The following is a 15,243-nucleotide window of genomic DNA, read 5'->3' on the forward strand; positions in this document are numbered from 1 at the left end:
TAGTTGAGCAAATTTGCGGGAATTAACAATGCCGAGATTACATCGGGGCAATGCGCCAAAATATTGTTTTTATTTGCACTAGGAAGTGCAGCGCTCATATTGCCAACAATGGTGACGTCGATTGCCAAGCAGGATGGATGGATTTCAATGGTGCTCGCAGGACCGTTTAATTATTTCATACTGCTCATTTATCTAGCGCTTGCTGATCGTTTTCCGAAGTTGACTTTGGCGCAATACTCAGAAAAACTGCTGGGGGTTTGGCTCGGTAAGGTAGTAACTTTACTATATATTTTTTATTTTTTGTTGTWAAGCGCATTGGTACTGCGCAATATATCCGATTTTTTGAATTTATCCGTATTGCCAGAGACACCAGAGTGGTTCATTAACCTCACCTTTATGATTGTTGTTGTATATGGCGTTCTTTTAGGCATTGAGACGATTTCGAGAACGGGTGAGATTTTATTTGGATGGGCGGCCTTAGTTATTGGTATTGTTCTCCTTGCTTTGTTCAATCAATTTAATTTTCAAAACTTTGAGCCTTTCTTGTACGACGGCTGGATAAGGCCGATTAAGGGGATCTATCCGATTCTCGGGTTTCCTATTGCGGAATTCGTGTTTATAACGACGATTTTCCCGCTTGTGCGTCAGGAGGATCGTAAAAAATTAAGAAAAAAACTGAAGCTCTCTGTTTTTGCCATTGCTTTTGTAAGCACGCTGATAACGATTTTTCTGGTTGCTGTAATGGGTGTGCAAGAAGCGAGCAGAAGTCCGTTTGCGGTCTATGATATGGCTAAAAATATTAATATCGAAGAGATATTGGTGCGTGTTGAAATATTAGTTGCGATGGTTTGGATCGGGACGGTCTTTATGAAGCTTGCGCTTTGCGTTTATGTACTGACGGTCTTAACGGCTCAAATGCTTAAGCTTTCTACCTATCGTCCATTGGTCATTCCTTATGCTTTTGTCATTGTGCCTATCTCGCTCATGGTATATCGAAATGCGGCTCATGCGCATGAATTTGGCATAGGAGTATGGACGGTTTACAGCTTGCTGCATGGTTGTGTTGTACCATTATTGCTGCTCGTGGTTGCTGTTATTAGGGGAAAAAAAGATACGAGCGACGGTCGGTTTCAAGATGAGCAGAAGTCCAGCAGCCGCAGGCAAAAAGGGAATGAAGCAGCAGAAGGGAATTCCGATATAACGAACAAGGAACCTGCCTTGGGCACAACTCCATCATAGACGGCAGTGGAAGCATTTGTTATAATTGTGAGGAAAATTGACCAAGCGGCTACCTACTCAAATTTACGGAGGCGATCGTGTGGAACACTACTCCAATAATTATGTCGTCGTGGCTATTTTTATCGTGCTTGGCATTATGCTTCCCGTCGTTGCATTAACAGTAGGAAGACTGCTAAGGCCGAATAAGCCAAGTGAGCTCAAACAAACCACCTATGAAAGCGGAAATGAGCCGGTAGGTGAGGGACAGGTCCGTTTTAACATCCGCTATTACTTGTTTGCACTAATGTTTGTCATCTTTGATGTAGAAACCGTTTTCTTATATCCTTGGGCCGTCGCATATAATAAGCTCGGCTTATTTGTGCTAGTCGAAATGTTGATTTTTGCGGGAATGCTGCTTATTGGTCTTCTATATGCCTGGAAAAAGAAGGTGCTGAAATGGAATTCAGTTTAGAATCAATTTCGTTAGAGGAACGCAAAGAGCTGGAACGCAACGTATTTATGGGTACCTTGGAGCAATTGAAGGCTTGGGCAAGAAGCAACTCGTTATGGCCGCTCACATTCGGCCTTGCTTGCTGTGCGATTGAAATGATGGGAACGGGCGCATCGCATTATGATCTGGATCGTTTTGGAGTGATGTTCCGAACCTCGCCGCGACAGTCTGATGTGATGATTGTGGCCGGTACAGTGACGAAGAAGATGGGTCCCCTTTTACGCAGGCTTTATGATCAAATGCCAGAGCCGAAGTGGGTTATCGCAATGGGATCCTGCGCAACGGCTGGCGGACCTTATATTAAGTCCTATTCAGTCATCAAAGGCGTTGATCAGATCGTGCCTGTTGATGTGTATATTCCGGGCTGTCCGCCTAATCCGGCCGCGCTGATCTATGGCATCAATAAACTGCAGGAGAAAATTCGCTATGAAGCGAAGACTGGGAAGCGGGTGACCAGTCGATGAGTGAAGAGGATAAACCGGTCGCAGACACGCCTCCCGTAGACCCGGAGAAGGAAGCCAAGCTGAAGGCAGCTGCGGAAGCACGCGCAGCGAGAGCGGCAGCAAAAGCAAAGGCCGAAGCAGAAGCGAGTGAAGCAGAGCCGGAGCAGCCGAAAGCGCCTTCGCCAAGGCAGCCTGAGCTTGATGCCATAGTCGCGCTTCTGAAGCAGGAAGTCGCAGAGGCATCGGTTGAGGATGCCTATGTAAATGAACTGAATGGCGATATGCCGATGATTATCTTACGCAATGAACACTGGCGTGAAGCTGCAAAGATGCTTAAGGAGCACGAGCAGCTTCAATTTAATTATTTGCGTAATGTGTCAGGTGTCGATTACGAGACCCACATAGAAGTGGTATATCATATGATCTCACTTGGAACCAGAAGAGAGGTCGGAATTAAGATAAAGACGGAGCGGGAAGCGTCAGCCGTCTATTCGGCAACACCAGTCTGGGCAACAGCGAATTGGAACGAACGTGAAATTTACGATTTACTGGGAGTTGATTTTCCTGGACACCCCGATATGCGGCGGATCATGATGCCTGATGACTGGGTGGGCCATCCGCTGCGCAAAGATTATGAGTCGATAGATTCGGAGGTGTAGGCAGCCCTTGATTCGTACAGAAGAACTGCTACTAAATGTAGGTCCTCAGCATCCAAGCACGCATGGCGTATTCCGGATTATCGTTAAGCTCGATGGTGAAGTCATAACCGAAGCGACACCTGTCATGGGTTATTTGCACCGAGGCACCGAGAAGATCGCGGAAAACTTGAATTTCACGCAAATCATCCCCTACACCGATCGAATGGATTACGTCTCTGCAATGACTAATAATTATGTTCTCGTACATGCAGTGGAAACGATGATGGGGCTTGAAGTACCGCAGCGGGCGGAGTATCTCAGGCTTCTCGTTATGGAACTGCAGCGTATAGCTAGCCATCTAGTATGGTGGGGAACTTATCTTCTTGATATTGGGGCAATGAGTCCGTTTCTTTACGCATTCCGTGACCGGGAAATCATTATCGATTTATTTAATGAGCTGTGCGGCGCAAGATTAACTTACAATTACATGCGAGTTGGCGGTGTGAAGTGGGATGCGCCTCCGGGCTGGCTGGACAAAGTACGCGACTTTATTCCTTATATGGAGAATAAGCTGCAAGAGTATGATAAGCTCGTCAGCGGCAACGAAATTTTCCTAGCCCGCATTAAAGGGATAGGGAAATATGATGCGGCAACAGCGATTGATTATGGCTTATCTGGAGCCAACTTGCGTTGTACAGGTGTAGACTTTGATATTCGCAAGGCGGAGCCCTACAGCTTGTACAGTCAATTTGAATTTGATGTGCCGCTTGGAAAAGTGGGAGATTGTTATGATCGCTATCGGATTCGGCTGGAAGAAATCCGCCAAAGCTTGCGTATTTTGAAGCAGGCGCTGGAGCAATTCCCTTCTGGCGGGGAGACGATGGGGAAGGTTCCGCGCGCAATAAGGCCCCCTGCTGGCGAGGTGTATGTGCGGATCGAATCGCCGCGCGGCGAAATTGGCTGCCATATCGTATCCAAAGGCAAAGCAGAACCTTATAGGCTCAAATTCAGAAGACCGTCATTCGTTAATTTGCAAATACTGCCGAAGCTGCTTGTAGGCGAAACGATGACAAACCTCATTACGATACTAGGCGGCATTGATATTGTCGTCGGGGAGGTCGATTGCTAATGCAGTCATGGCTTAACCAATCGCTAACTTGGGGAAATGCACTTGTGCTGTTCCTTTGGGCTGTCGTATTTTTATTCATTGTGCTTGGTTTCGTCACGTACGCCATTTATTTCGAGCGTAAAGTAATCGGGTGGATGCAGCTTCGCATCGGTCCCAATCGCGTAGGGCCCTTTGGCTTGCTGCAGACGGTAGCGGATATTTTTAAGCTGCTCATTAAAGAGGACACGATTCCGCGCAAGGCAGATCGGGCATTGTTCATTCTTGCGCCTGCCCTAGCATACATACCGGCATTCTCCGTACTCGCTGTACTTCCCTATACACAAAACTTATATTTCGCAGATCTGAATGTTGGTTTGCTCTATTATGTAGCCCTGTCAGGCATCTCGACGCTGGCCATCGTGCTTGGCGGCTGGRCTTCCAATAATAAGTATGCACTCCTTGGGGGTATGCGCTCGGCAGCACAAATGATAAGCTATGAGGTACCGCTTGTTATTTCGGTAGTAGGCGTTATTTTACTTAGCGGAAGCTTGAATCTGCGCGATATTGTAGCGGCGCAGGATGGCGGCTGGTTTTGGAATTGGAACTTCATTCCTCAATTTATCGGTTTCATTGTCTTTATTATTGCTGCTGTATCCGAGCTCAATCGTACGCCCTTCGATTTGCCGGAGGCGGAATCTGAGCTTGTTGCAGGTTATCACGTTGAATATAGCGGCTTTCGGTTTGCATTTTTTATGCTCTCGGAATACGTATACGTTTATGCCATTGCTGCATTAACAACAGTATTGTTTCTGGGCGGCTGGCACGCACCGGCGCCATTTCTTGATTTTGTACCGGGCATTATATGGTTTTTGCTCAAGTTTGCGTTTATTGTGTTTTTCTTATTTTGGATTCGTGCTACACTGCCGCGCATACGGGTAGATCAGCTTATGGGTCTTGGCTGGAAGGTGCTGCTGCCGGTGTCGCTGCTTAATGTGTTTCTAACGGCTGTATATTTAGAGCTGTTTATCAAGAACTAGCAAAGGGGAGAAGGAAATGAAAGGAATGCTGCAAGGACTGGGTGTAACGCTCAAATCAATGACGGCTCCAAAAGTGACCACCTCCTATCCTGATGTGCCCTTTGTCATGCCGGATCGCTTCCGTGGTATTCAGCACTTTATCCCGGATTTATGTATCGTTTGCAACCAATGCGCACGCATTTGTCCAACCGACTGCATTACGCTGACCGGCAAACCGAACCCGGACCCTGATAAAAAGGGCAAGGTAATTGATACTTTTGATATTAATTTTGAAATATGCATCTTATGTGATCTGTGCACCGAGGTTTGTCCGACCGAAGCGATCGTTATGTCCAATCATTTCGAGCTGGCAACCTTCAGCCGCGATGATTTGTTCAAGGATGCAGAATGGCTGACAGACAATAATACACTTACTCGGCAGGACAATAACAATATCGGAGCGCCGGCCAAAGGGGGCGCAAAATAGTTGTTCAATATTGATTTTACAGGCGAATTTGTCGCTTTTTTTATCTTCTCAGCCATCATGATATGCGGCGCTGTCCTAATGATCAGCTTAGAGAAGGTCGTACATATGGTCATCTCTATGGCTGCTGTATTTCTAGGCTTAGCCGGAATGTTCGTGCTTCTGGAAGCTGAGTTTGTCGCATTTGTTCAGGTGCTTATCTATGCTGGAGCAGTCTCGATTCTGATGATATTCGGTATTATGATGACGAAACATCAGCCAGGAGAGCGTGAGCCGGTGAAGCCGCTCCATGAAACGCTTGCCGCTGTAGGCGCGCTCAGCTTGTTTGGCCTATTGTTTTATGCGATCCGTTCAACAACTTTTCCAGAGCCGCAGTCTTTTCAAGCTGGAGAAGACAATACGATGGCAATTGGCGAGCTCTTATACACAGGGTATGTGATACCGTTTGAGCTGCTCTCGGTGCTGCTGACGGTAGCATTTATTGGAGCAATCGTACTTGCCAAAAAGGAGGAGGAATAATTACATGCTTCCTTCCTATTTAACGATGGCGGCTATTTTGTTTTGCATTGGGCTATATGGCGCATTAGTGAAAAGAAATGCAGTCGTCGTACTGCTCTCGCTTGAGCTAATGCTGAATGCGGTCAACTTGAATCTTATTGCCTTCTCCAAATATGGTGTTGTTCCGTCATTGACGGGACAAATTTTTTCATTATTTACAATTACAGTCGCAGCGGCAGAAGCAGCGATTGGGGTAGCTATATTAATAGCATTGTTCAGATTGCGCGGGACAGTTAATGTCGATGAGTTTGACAAAATGAGGAGGTAGCGCGGCGTATGAATATGTACTCACAGACGGCTTGGTTAATTCCGCTGTTTCCGCTGGCAGCATTCCTCGTTTTGACGGCGCTCGGTCGCAGCTATCGACGAGCGGGCGTTATCATCGGTTCGCTTGGATCATTTGGCGCCTTCGTTCTATCTATGCTTATTATGATTGATCGACTTGGTACCAATGAAGTGGATTATAATTATTCCTTTGATTGGATTGCTATCGGAGATTATACGTTGAAGATTGGTTTCGAGGTGACCAACCTGACAGCGCTTATGCTTGTTGCCGTGACACTCGTCAGCTTTCTCGTGAATGTATACTCGGCCGGCTATATGAAAAATGATGAGCGAATAACCGTGTTTTTTGGTTATGTTGCCTTGTTCACATTCTCTATGCTGGGACTTGTATTATCCGATAATTTATTATCGCTTTATATTTTCTGGGAACTAGTTGGCGTATGCTCGTTCTTGCTCATTGGCTTCTGGTTTACACTGCCCAAAGCGCGAGCGGCGGCCAAGAAGGCATTTATTGTGACAAGAATCGGCGATGTTGGCTTGCTGATCGCTATTATGCTCCTTTTCTGGTATATGCCGGATCATGCCCTTGATTTCACTACGATTCAAAGCGTATTTGATGGGCAATCGGGTGCGATTACGAACGGGATTACGACGTTGATTGCTTTGCTTATTTTTGTAGGTGCGATCGGCAAATCAGGCCAGTTTCCGCTTCATGTGTGGCTTCCTGATGCAATGGAGGGCCCGACACCGATCAGTGCACTGATTCATGCTGCTACTATGGTTGCGGCAGGCGTATTCCTTATTGCACGAACGTATGATATTTTTCAAGATTCTGCAGCTGCTATGGAGACCATCGCATATGTAGGCGGTTTTACAACTATATTCGCTGCGACGATTGCGCTCGTACAAAAGGATATTAAACGGATATTAGCCTATTCCACGGTCAGCCAATTGGGTTATATGATGATGGCGCTTGGTCTGGGTTCCTTAACAGGCGGCATCTTCCACCTGTTCACGCACGCTTTCTTCAAAGCGCTGCTCTTCCTTGGTGCTGGCAGCATCATTCATGCGGTACATACACAGAACATTCATGAGATGGGCGGACTTGCCTCGAAAATGAAAGTGACGACATGGACGTTCGCAATTGGCGCTTTAGCGCTTGTTGGCATTCCGCCATTATCCGGCTTTTGGTCGAAGGATTTAATTTTGACGGTTGCTTGGGAGACGAATCCACTATTATTTATTGTAGGTTTGGCAGCCGCTTTCTGTACGGCGCTTTATATGTCTCGGTTGTTCTTCCTTGTATTTATGGGAAAATCAAACGAGGCCTCTTCTCATGCGAAAGAATCACCAGTTTCGATGACGCTGCCGATGATCGTGCTGGCTGCTCTCGCCATTGTTGTTGGGTTTATTGAGACGCCATGGAACGGCGCATTTGGCTCATGGATCACTGATGGGGGAGAGTCCTTGCATAAAAGTGGCATCGCCATTGTTGCATCCATTGCGGTTGGCCTTCTAGGTATCTATATTGGCTGGCTCATCTATGGAAAAAACAGTGTAAACAAAGATGTACTGCAAGAAAAAATGCCTAAGCTAGTCAAGCTGCTGGAAAATAGTTATTACATCGATGAGCTTTATGCCGTTATCATAGTGAAGCCGCTGAAGCTGATTGGCTCTACGCTTATGGCGTTTGATTCTTATGTCATAGGCGGAATTGTGCGGTTGACAGGCACGGCTGTTACCTCGGCTGGAAGAGTGGCTGCTCGTCTGCAGAACGGTCAAGTACAAACCTACGGTTTGGCAGCTGTTATCGGGTTCGTCATTCTTGTGGCTGCTATCGTTGGAAGGAGGTTCCTGCCATGAGCATCCTGAGTGACATTCCGATATTATCACTTATATTACTGGCACCGCTGCTTGGTATCATCGTTCTGCTGCTGCTTCCGAAGCAGCGCAGCAGCTGGATGAAAACAACGGTTGTCATAACCACATTAGTTCCTTTGCTGCTCTCTTTGTGGCTTTATGCTGATTATAATAAGCAGCAGGGCGGGGCGGCATATGACGAGCAATATAGCTGGGTGGAAGTGCCGCTAAATAAAGAGGTTCCATCGGGCGTATCTGAATTTAAGTTTACGTTTCAATATGAGCTCGGCATAGATGGCCTGTCGCTTCCGCTTCTGCTTCTCGCAACGCTCGTATCAGCAATGGCTGCACTTGCAGCAGTTCATATCAAGAAAAGATGGAAATCTTTTTTCATATGGTTTCTGCTGCTGGAGCTCGGAATGCTTGGCGTTTTTCTAGCTCGTGACTTATTTTTATTTTTTGTATTTTTCGAGATTACGCTTGTTGCGATGTATTTCTTAATCGGAATTTGGGGTTACTTCAATCGCGAGCGTGCAGCCAATCAGTTTTTAATCTATAACGGAATTGGTTCAGCCATTATGCTGATTGCGTTCGTTATTCTCGTGAACACAGCTGGCTTCCGCGTGGATCAAGTAGGCGAACAAGTTAGCTTTATTTACAGCGGCAGCTATACAGACATCTTCCGCAACATGGCGGACGCATCCGCTTGGGTTAACCTGACTAATGAGCAGCTTGGTTCAATTAATCCATTCCAGTTGACGGATACGATGCAATGGGTGCTGTTTATTATGCTGCTGGTTGCTTTCGGCATCAAGCTTCCGATATTTCCATTCCATACTTGGATGCTTAAGGTGCACACGGAAGCTCCGACCTCGATTGTCATGATTCACTCCGGGATATTACTGAAAATGGGCGCTTACGGATTACTGCGATTTGGGATTATGCTCTTCCCTGATCAAGCGCGACAATTTGCGACAGTGCTCGCTGTGCTTGGCGTCATAAATATATTGTATGGAGCGCTGCTAGCCTTCAGGCAGCGTGAGTTTAAACTAGTGCTTGCTTATTCCTCCATCAGCCATATGGGTATCGTATTGCTAGGGATAGCAGCAATAAATGAGATTGGCTTGCAGGGAGCTGTATACCAGCTCGTATCGCACGGACTTATATCTGCCTTGTTATTTCTGATCGTTGGCAGCATCTATGAACGAACGGGAACGACCGAGCTGCAAGAGCTGGGTGGGTTAGCGCGCTCTATGCCATTTATAAGCGGCGTACTGCTGACTGCGGGGCTCGCTTCACTCGGTTTGCCGGGCTTATCCGGTTTTATTGGGGAGTTTCTATCGCTGCTCGGCCTATTCGAGTCGCATCGCTGGTTGACTGCGGCTGCGGCGCTTGGCATTATTTTGACCGCTGTCTATATGCTTCGCGCTGTACTTAAGATTACATTTGGTCCACAGCGTGAGGCGTTTGGAGCATTTAAGGACGCAAGGCTAATTGAGGCGGCTCCCATGATTGTGCTGCTTGCATTCATTGTGCTTCTCGGCTGTTTTCCTTCCGTCCTTACGGATACTGTGCAGCATGGCATGGATAAGCTGTTCGGACAATTACTTGCATCAAGGGCGGGGGGATAAACCATGTACGAAGGCGTTTCATTTATACCACTGACATGGACGGATATGCTCTACCTTGCCCCTGAGTTTATGCTGGCCGCCATGTTTTTGTTTCTTGTTGTATTGGATTTGTTCTTGCCGAAGCGCGTGAACAGAAAATTCACAGGGTGGCTGACGTTAGCGGGCATTCTTGCATCACTGCTGCTAGTCGTGCTCCGAATGTTGGATATGAATCAGGGCGGAGCATCTGCTGACTCTATCCATCTGTTAAGCAACAGCTACCGCATTGATGATTTCGCCAGCCTGCTGAAAATTGTATTTCTAACTGGTACTGCGCTTATCATCCTGCTCGCAATTGGATCGGATCGGGATGAAGAGGAGATAACAGACAAATCAGAGTATTTCTATTTGGTGCTTCCCGCGCTTATGGGCGCGATGATGATGGCTTCATCAGGAAACCTGGTTACGTTGTATATCGGATTAGAGCTTCTTAGTATTACAAGTTATGTATTGGTTGGCATTAGACGCAAATCAACTTTGTCTGCTGAAGCGGCATTCAAGTATGTCATTACGGGCGGGATTTCCTCGGCGATGGTGTTGTTCGGCATGTCGTACATTTACGGCATAACCGGATCAGTCGATTTGGGTGTAATTGGGGATGCTTTACCGCGGGCGATGCAGGATTTCAAAGCGCTTGCTTATGTGGGCTTCCTGTTTATGATTGCGGGATTCGGTATTAAGATTGCAGCGGCTCCGTTTCACGCATGGGCGCCAGATGTATATCAAGGGGCTCCAACGCCTGTGTCGGCTTTTCTAGCGGTCATTGCTAAAGGTGCTGCGCTGGCTGCTATATTTAGAGTTATGTTTAGCACTAGTTTATTCAGCGCAGCGGGAGAAGCGGCAAAAATATCAAATGATCTCTTCCTGGTCCTGCTGGTTCTGGCTGCTGCAGCGATGCTCGTCGGAACGACAGCTGCGCTTAAACAAAGGAACGTAAAGCGATTGCTGGCCCTGTCAGGAGTAGCCAATGCGGGTTACATGCTGGTGCCTATCGGTATTTCAATAACGATGGTTCATAGCAGCAACTTCTCTGAATTTGTTTATTATTTGGTTGCGTACTTGTTTATGACGATAGGAGCGTTTGCTGTCTTTACGGTAGTTAGCCGCGCATCGGGGCATAAGGAGCTGAAAAGCTTCGCGGGCATGTACTACCGAGCGCCTTGGACGGCAGCGGCTATGGTGGTATTTATCTTGTCTTTATCGGGCTTGCCGATTTCCGGCGGATTTTTTGGGAAGCTGTTTATCTTGCTCGGAGCAGCGAATGCGAAAGCTTATTGGCTCGTAGCTGTTATCGTCGTGAGCAGCGTCATTTCTTACTATTTCTACTTTGGCATTGTTCGTCAAATGTTCATGCGCAGCGGAGAAGAAAATAATGAAGTGCGAATATCGGCAGCAACGGGAGTTGTGATCTGGCTGTGTGCAGCAGCAACGATTGCACTAGGTATTTTCCCAGGACCGTTAATGCAATGGATTGATGCGATATTCTCGATTAAGGGCGATTTAATGATAATGGGATAAGCAGATTGTAGAAGAGTGATGCGAAGCATTCGTATTCTAGAGGTGTGAAAATAATAGGTCGTTTAAGTAGATGATGAGCTGATGTCTATTTAAACGATCTATTTTTTGTTTAATCGATGAAGGGGATTTTCGAGGCGGCACAGGGGAAATAGAAAGTAGTTTATAAGCTAAAAAGCAGCATTATAGTTAAAGTTACTGTTAAGGACACAGACTGCAGCAGCAGTTTTAGATATGATGATAGTAATGGCTAGATTATAGTCATTTCTAGCATATAGCAAGAAGAGAGGAAGCGGTCTGACGCTATTTTAAACAGGGATTATGAGCAGAAATATAATTACAGTGTTTCAGCGGAGAATGTTGCGGGTAATGTGCAGCAGGGGGAGTATAGGTTCATAGTATAGTAGACATGAAGTACTATTCTATCTATGTGAACCAGTGTTGCTGCTCGTCATATTTACCGGGAAATAATAGTTTGTGCCGAATACTGACGTTCCGAGCTATGGAGCGGGATAGTTGTAGGACTTTTGTCCTTTTTGTCTTATAGAAACAAGGGAAATGATACCTGTGAAGAGAAATTGTAGTTAAGGAATATCCAATTGAAAGTGGGAACAAACCATAACCCGTTTCATACGAAAAGGCAGAAAATGATGAGCACTCAAAAAGAACCAAAGCAATTACGAAATTCACAAATGATTAGTCAGAGCCCATTTAATGATCGACAGGATTCTGCGCTCAAAAAGCATAAAGCTCGCTTGTCTATGCAAGCAATCGCCATTGCCACGCTCGCCGCGCGCAAGCTCCTTCGTCGCGCGCTGCCCGCGCTGCTGATCGGGAGCATCACCCTCGGGGGCATAGCCCCCGCAGGGTTCGTTCCCGTAGCGGCGCCTACGGCGCTGGCCGCAGCATCCCCTGCGGCTGAGGGCGCCGAAGGCGCCGATGCAGAGCAGCCGCAAAGCTGGCTGCTCAAATGGCGTGACCCCGCGCTAGCGCAAGAGCTGCGCGGGACAGAGGTGCTCCGCCGCCAGAATGAGGCGGCGGTCATGCTCGTACGTCCGGCCGCTGAAGGCGCGGACGTGCAGCAATGGCTCGACCGGCTGCGAAGCCTGCCGGGCGTAGAGTACGTGCACCCGAACAATAGGGTGCATATGCTTGCACTGCCTGCCGGCGAGTCGGAGGACGCAGCCTCGGCAGGCTCAGAGGCCGCGCGCAGCAATGCGCGGCCTACAGGCTCTTCTCCATCCAATGTATCGCCTGCAGCTTCTGTACCTAACGAAGCATCGCCCTCAGATTCACCATCGACACCGCCATCGGCGCCGCAGGAGTCTGAGGCAGCTTCCACAGCGAAGATTGCAGCAGCGGCTACAGCACTGAAAGCAAATGATCCTGAGTTGTCTAAGCAGCTTTATCTCAGTCAGATCGGCGCGCAAAAGGCGTGGGAAACCGTTCGCGAGCAGCAGCAGCTTACGATAGCGATCGTGGATACAGGTGTTGATCTGGAACATCCGGATTTGAAGCCTAATCTTGTTCCAGGCGCTAATCTAGTGAGCCCTGGTGAGTCGCCCGATGATGACAATGGGCACGGTACAAGTGTAGCAGGTGTTATCGCAGCTGTAGGAAATAACGGCATTGGCGTATCAGGCATACTGTGGAAAGCCAAAATCATGCCGATAAAAGCGCTGGATCACCGAGGTGACGGAACAGAGCAGGAGCTCGGCGAAGCCATATTGTACGCCGTTCGCAGCGGAGCAAGCATCGTTGTGCTGTCGGTTGGCCTTCATCGATATTCTCCGTACATGCTCGACATTGTACAATATGCGGAAAGCAAAAACGTACTGCTCGTAGCAGCGGCAGGCAATGACGGCGTCACCTTTGGAGAGAAAGCTGCGGTAAAATACCCGGCAGCTTATCCGACGGTACTCGCTGTCGGAGGCGTCAAGTCGAATAATACGGTCGATAGTCGATCGAATCGAGGCACTGAGCTGGACCTTGTCGCACCTTGGAATGTATATACAACAGCCATTGGTGGACTCTATAAGAAAGAAGAAGGAACTTCAATGGCGGCTCCGCAAGCCGCAGCTGCTGCAGCGCTCATATGGGCTCGCTACAAGGACATGAAGCCTTACCAGATACGCGAGTTGCTGCGCCAAACAGCTAAGGATATTGGGCCGCCAGGTGCGGACAGCACGTCAGGCTACGGTGTGCTGCAGATCGACCAAGCGGTACGTTCAACCTTGAAGCCAGACGGCTTCGAACCGAATGAAACCCAATCAACTGCTGCAAGGTTTCAGCTGAACAGCCAAATTTCGGCTTTGCTGCAGGGCGTATCCGACCATGATTGGTATCAAATCGATGCGCCGTATGATGGCACGCTGACCATACAATACGAAGGGCTTGTTCCTAACGGAAAGATTGTTCCGCCTGTTAGGCTCACCCATTACATGAATGGCGTGAAGCAAAGTACGAGCGATACGAAGCTTGCAAGCAGGTCCATTGATCTTGAGGTTAAAAAAGGGCGGCAGCTCATTCATCTGGAGCTCATCAATCAGAGCAGCAACGATGAATTGCCTTATCTGCTGACGTCTACTTTTACGATGAAGCCGGACGATTACGAGAAAAATGATAAATCGTTTGAAGCCTATACATTGCAGCCTCGTACGCAGTCGATTACGGGCAACTTTCATCAAACCGCCGATCGCGACTGGTTTACGGTAACCTTTACGCAGAGCGGAAAGCTAAGTCTTACGCTTAGTACGAATACGGCACGTATTGATCCTGGGCTTGCTATACAGAAGGCAGGTCAGCAATTAATGGTGTACGATGATGAGGGTGAAGGGGAGACTGAGCAGTCACCAGTCATAACTGTGACTCCTGGTAAATATTATATTCGTGTTCACAATGCGATCTCCTCAGAAGCTAGTCCGACCATAGGCACCTACATATTGAAGATGGATTATATGCCAAAATATGATGATCCGAATGAACCAAACGATAAATCGTACGAGGCGTTTATGATTAATCCAGGTACGGAGTACCTTGGTGTAATTAGCAGCTACTCCGACGTAGATTGGTTTCAAATCCGGGTTTCAAACGCCAGCATCATCAGCATGACGGTAAACGGTGTGCCGCTTGACGTTGATTTGAGCCTCTTGCTCTATGATAAACGGATGAAGCAGCTTACGGCATCCAAAACAAAAGCAAGCGGGAAGCTCCAAACCGAAGAAAAGCTGCTGCAGCCTGGTGTGTATTACGTGAAGCTGGAAGCAGATGCTCCTTTTGACAAGCAGTATTATCGCTTAAAGGTGAAATCAGAGGAGTTGATTGCTGGATTCCGTGATATTAAAGGTCATTGGGCTCAAAATGAAATCGTCGCCTTAAACAAAAAAGGCATTATTAACGGAACAGGACAAAATCGCTTTGAGCCTAGACGCTCCATAACGCGAGCTGAGGCCGTTTCCATGGTTGTGAAGGCATATAAGCCAGCTTCATCTAGTCGCGTGCAAGGGAAGCGATTCAAAGACGTCCCATTAAAACATTGGGCGAATGATGCGATTACAAGGGCTGTAGAGCAAGGCTGGGTAAAAGGATTCCCGAATGGTGAGTTCAAGCCGGATCAGCCGATTACAAGGGCGGAAATGGCAATGATTATCGGTTATGCGGAAGGTGTACGGCCTAAGCTGCCTGTTATTGATCCGTTCGCCGATGTACCAAAGTCTCATTGGTCAGCACCCATGCTGTATGCCATGAAGTTGAACAAACAAATTGAAGGGATAGAATCAAATCTGTACAAACCAAGCCTGCAGGCTAGCCGTGCAGACTACACGGTGCTGCTCCACCGATTTATCGCCTAATATTTTCATTAAACAAAATGGCTTCCAGTTACGTTAATAATATGAAGCAAGATAAATGCTGCTTGTAAAGCTGCTTGAGTTTGAAG

The 15,243-nt window shown here is 47.5% G+C and carries 13 protein-coding genes; all 13 read left to right on the top strand.

What is annotated here, in order from left to right; translation table 11 throughout:
• Nucleotides 1-3 precede the first annotated feature (3 nt).
• The 13 genes from AC1DPK_RS20670 to AC1DPK_RS20730 all read left to right on the top strand — a co-directional run bounded on the left by AC1DPK_RS20670 (nucleotide 4) and on the right by AC1DPK_RS20730 (nucleotide 15,157).
• A complete protein-coding gene (locus AC1DPK_RS20670; protein ID WP_477511476.1) occupies nucleotides 4-1,239 on the top strand; it encodes a GerAB/ArcD/ProY family transporter in 1,236 nt (411 codons plus the stop codon).
• Between the two features lie 136 nt (nucleotides 1,240-1,375).
• Nucleotides 1,376-1,690, top strand: coding sequence for an NADH-quinone oxidoreductase subunit A (locus tag AC1DPK_RS20675; RefSeq protein WP_256710814.1), 315 nt, complete (start codon nucleotides 1,376-1,378; stop codon nucleotides 1,688-1,690).
• Entirely contained in the window at nucleotides 1,675-2,193 is a 519-nt protein-coding gene (locus AC1DPK_RS20680; RefSeq protein ID WP_076266244.1) for a NuoB/complex I 20 kDa subunit family protein, read from the top strand. Before AC1DPK_RS20675 ends, AC1DPK_RS20680 begins: the two co-directional genes overlap by 16 nt.
• Nucleotides 2,190-2,831 (top strand): NADH-quinone oxidoreductase subunit C, encoded by a 642-nt coding sequence (locus AC1DPK_RS20685; protein WP_477511477.1) that lies wholly within the window; start codon nucleotides 2,190-2,192, stop codon nucleotides 2,829-2,831. The genes AC1DPK_RS20680 and AC1DPK_RS20685 overlap by 4 nt, the downstream gene beginning before the upstream one ends.
• A 7-nt stretch (nucleotides 2,832-2,838) precedes the next feature.
• Nucleotides 2,839-3,939 carry an NADH-quinone oxidoreductase subunit D gene (locus tag AC1DPK_RS20690; protein WP_076266242.1) on the top strand — a complete coding sequence of 367 codons (1,101 nt, stop codon included), beginning with the start codon at nucleotides 2,839-2,841 and terminating at the stop codon, nucleotides 3,937-3,939.
• Nucleotides 3,939-4,955 carry an NADH-quinone oxidoreductase subunit NuoH gene (gene nuoH / locus AC1DPK_RS20695; protein WP_477511478.1) on the top strand — a complete coding sequence of 339 codons (1,017 nt, stop codon included), beginning with the start codon at nucleotides 3,939-3,941 and terminating at the stop codon, nucleotides 4,953-4,955. Before AC1DPK_RS20690 ends, nuoH begins: the two co-directional genes overlap by 1 nt.
• A 16-nt stretch (nucleotides 4,956-4,971) precedes the next feature.
• Nucleotides 4,972-5,421: an NADH-quinone oxidoreductase subunit NuoI gene (gene nuoI, locus AC1DPK_RS20700; protein WP_054025448.1), complete on the top strand. Its 450-nt coding sequence runs from the start codon at nucleotides 4,972-4,974 to the stop codon at nucleotides 5,419-5,421.
• On the top strand, nucleotides 5,422-5,937 hold the full coding sequence (locus AC1DPK_RS20705; RefSeq protein ID WP_076266240.1) for an NADH-quinone oxidoreductase subunit J: 516 nt from the start codon (nucleotides 5,422-5,424) through the stop codon (nucleotides 5,935-5,937). It begins immediately after the preceding gene.
• Nucleotides 5,938-5,941: 4 nt separating this feature from the next.
• Nucleotides 5,942-6,244, top strand: a complete 303-nt coding sequence (gene nuoK / locus AC1DPK_RS20710) for an NADH-quinone oxidoreductase subunit NuoK (RefSeq protein WP_339205398.1) — start codon at nucleotides 5,942-5,944, stop codon at nucleotides 6,242-6,244.
• 8 nt (nucleotides 6,245-6,252) lie between these two features.
• On the top strand, nucleotides 6,253-8,124 hold the full coding sequence (nuoL, locus tag AC1DPK_RS20715; protein WP_477511479.1) for an NADH-quinone oxidoreductase subunit L: 1,872 nt from the start codon (nucleotides 6,253-6,255) through the stop codon (nucleotides 8,122-8,124).
• The gene (locus AC1DPK_RS20720; RefSeq protein WP_477511480.1) at nucleotides 8,121-9,752 is read left to right on the top strand and encodes a complex I subunit 4 family protein; all 1,632 of its coding nucleotides are present in this window, start codon (nucleotides 8,121-8,123) and stop codon (nucleotides 9,750-9,752) included. Before nuoL ends, AC1DPK_RS20720 begins: the two co-directional genes overlap by 4 nt.
• Before the next feature lie 3 nt (nucleotides 9,753-9,755).
• Entirely contained in the window at nucleotides 9,756-11,309 is a 1,554-nt protein-coding gene (locus tag AC1DPK_RS20725; protein ID WP_441874698.1) for an NADH-quinone oxidoreductase subunit N, read from the top strand.
• Between the two features lie 644 nt (nucleotides 11,310-11,953).
• Nucleotides 11,954-15,157: a S8 family peptidase gene (locus AC1DPK_RS20730; RefSeq protein ID WP_477511481.1), complete on the top strand. Its 3,204-nt coding sequence runs from the start codon at nucleotides 11,954-11,956 to the stop codon at nucleotides 15,155-15,157.
• Nucleotides 15,158-15,243 lie beyond the last annotated feature (86 nt).

The sequence above is a fragment of the Paenibacillus sp. 01T424 genome (assembly GCF_056398745.1).

Excerpts from the sequence above, each read along its gene's own strand:
- nuoL (WP_477511479.1), top strand. The coding sequence starts at position 6,253 with ATGAATATGTACTCACAGACGGCTTGGTTAATTCCGCTGTTTCCGCTG.
- AC1DPK_RS20725 (WP_441874698.1), top strand. The coding sequence starts at position 9,756 with ATGTACGAAGGCGTTTCATTTATACCACTGACATGGACGGATATGCTC.
- AC1DPK_RS20675 (WP_256710814.1), top strand. The coding sequence starts at position 1,376 with ATGCTTCCCGTCGTTGCATTAACAGTAGGAAGACTGCTAAGGCCGAAT.
- AC1DPK_RS20730 (WP_477511481.1), top strand. The coding sequence starts at position 11,954 with ATGATGAGCACTCAAAAAGAACCAAAGCAATTACGAAATTCACAAATG.
- AC1DPK_RS20680 (WP_076266244.1), top strand. The coding sequence starts at position 1,675 with ATGGAATTCAGTTTAGAATCAATTTCGTTAGAGGAACGCAAAGAGCTG.
- nuoI (WP_054025448.1), top strand. The coding sequence starts at position 4,972 with ATGAAAGGAATGCTGCAAGGACTGGGTGTAACGCTCAAATCAATGACG.
- AC1DPK_RS20685 (WP_477511477.1), top strand. The coding sequence starts at position 2,190 with ATGAGTGAAGAGGATAAACCGGTCGCAGACACGCCTCCCGTAGACCCG.
- nuoK (WP_339205398.1), top strand. The coding sequence starts at position 5,942 with ATGCTTCCTTCCTATTTAACGATGGCGGCTATTTTGTTTTGCATTGGG.
- AC1DPK_RS20720 (WP_477511480.1), top strand. The coding sequence starts at position 8,121 with ATGAGCATCCTGAGTGACATTCCGATATTATCACTTATATTACTGGCA.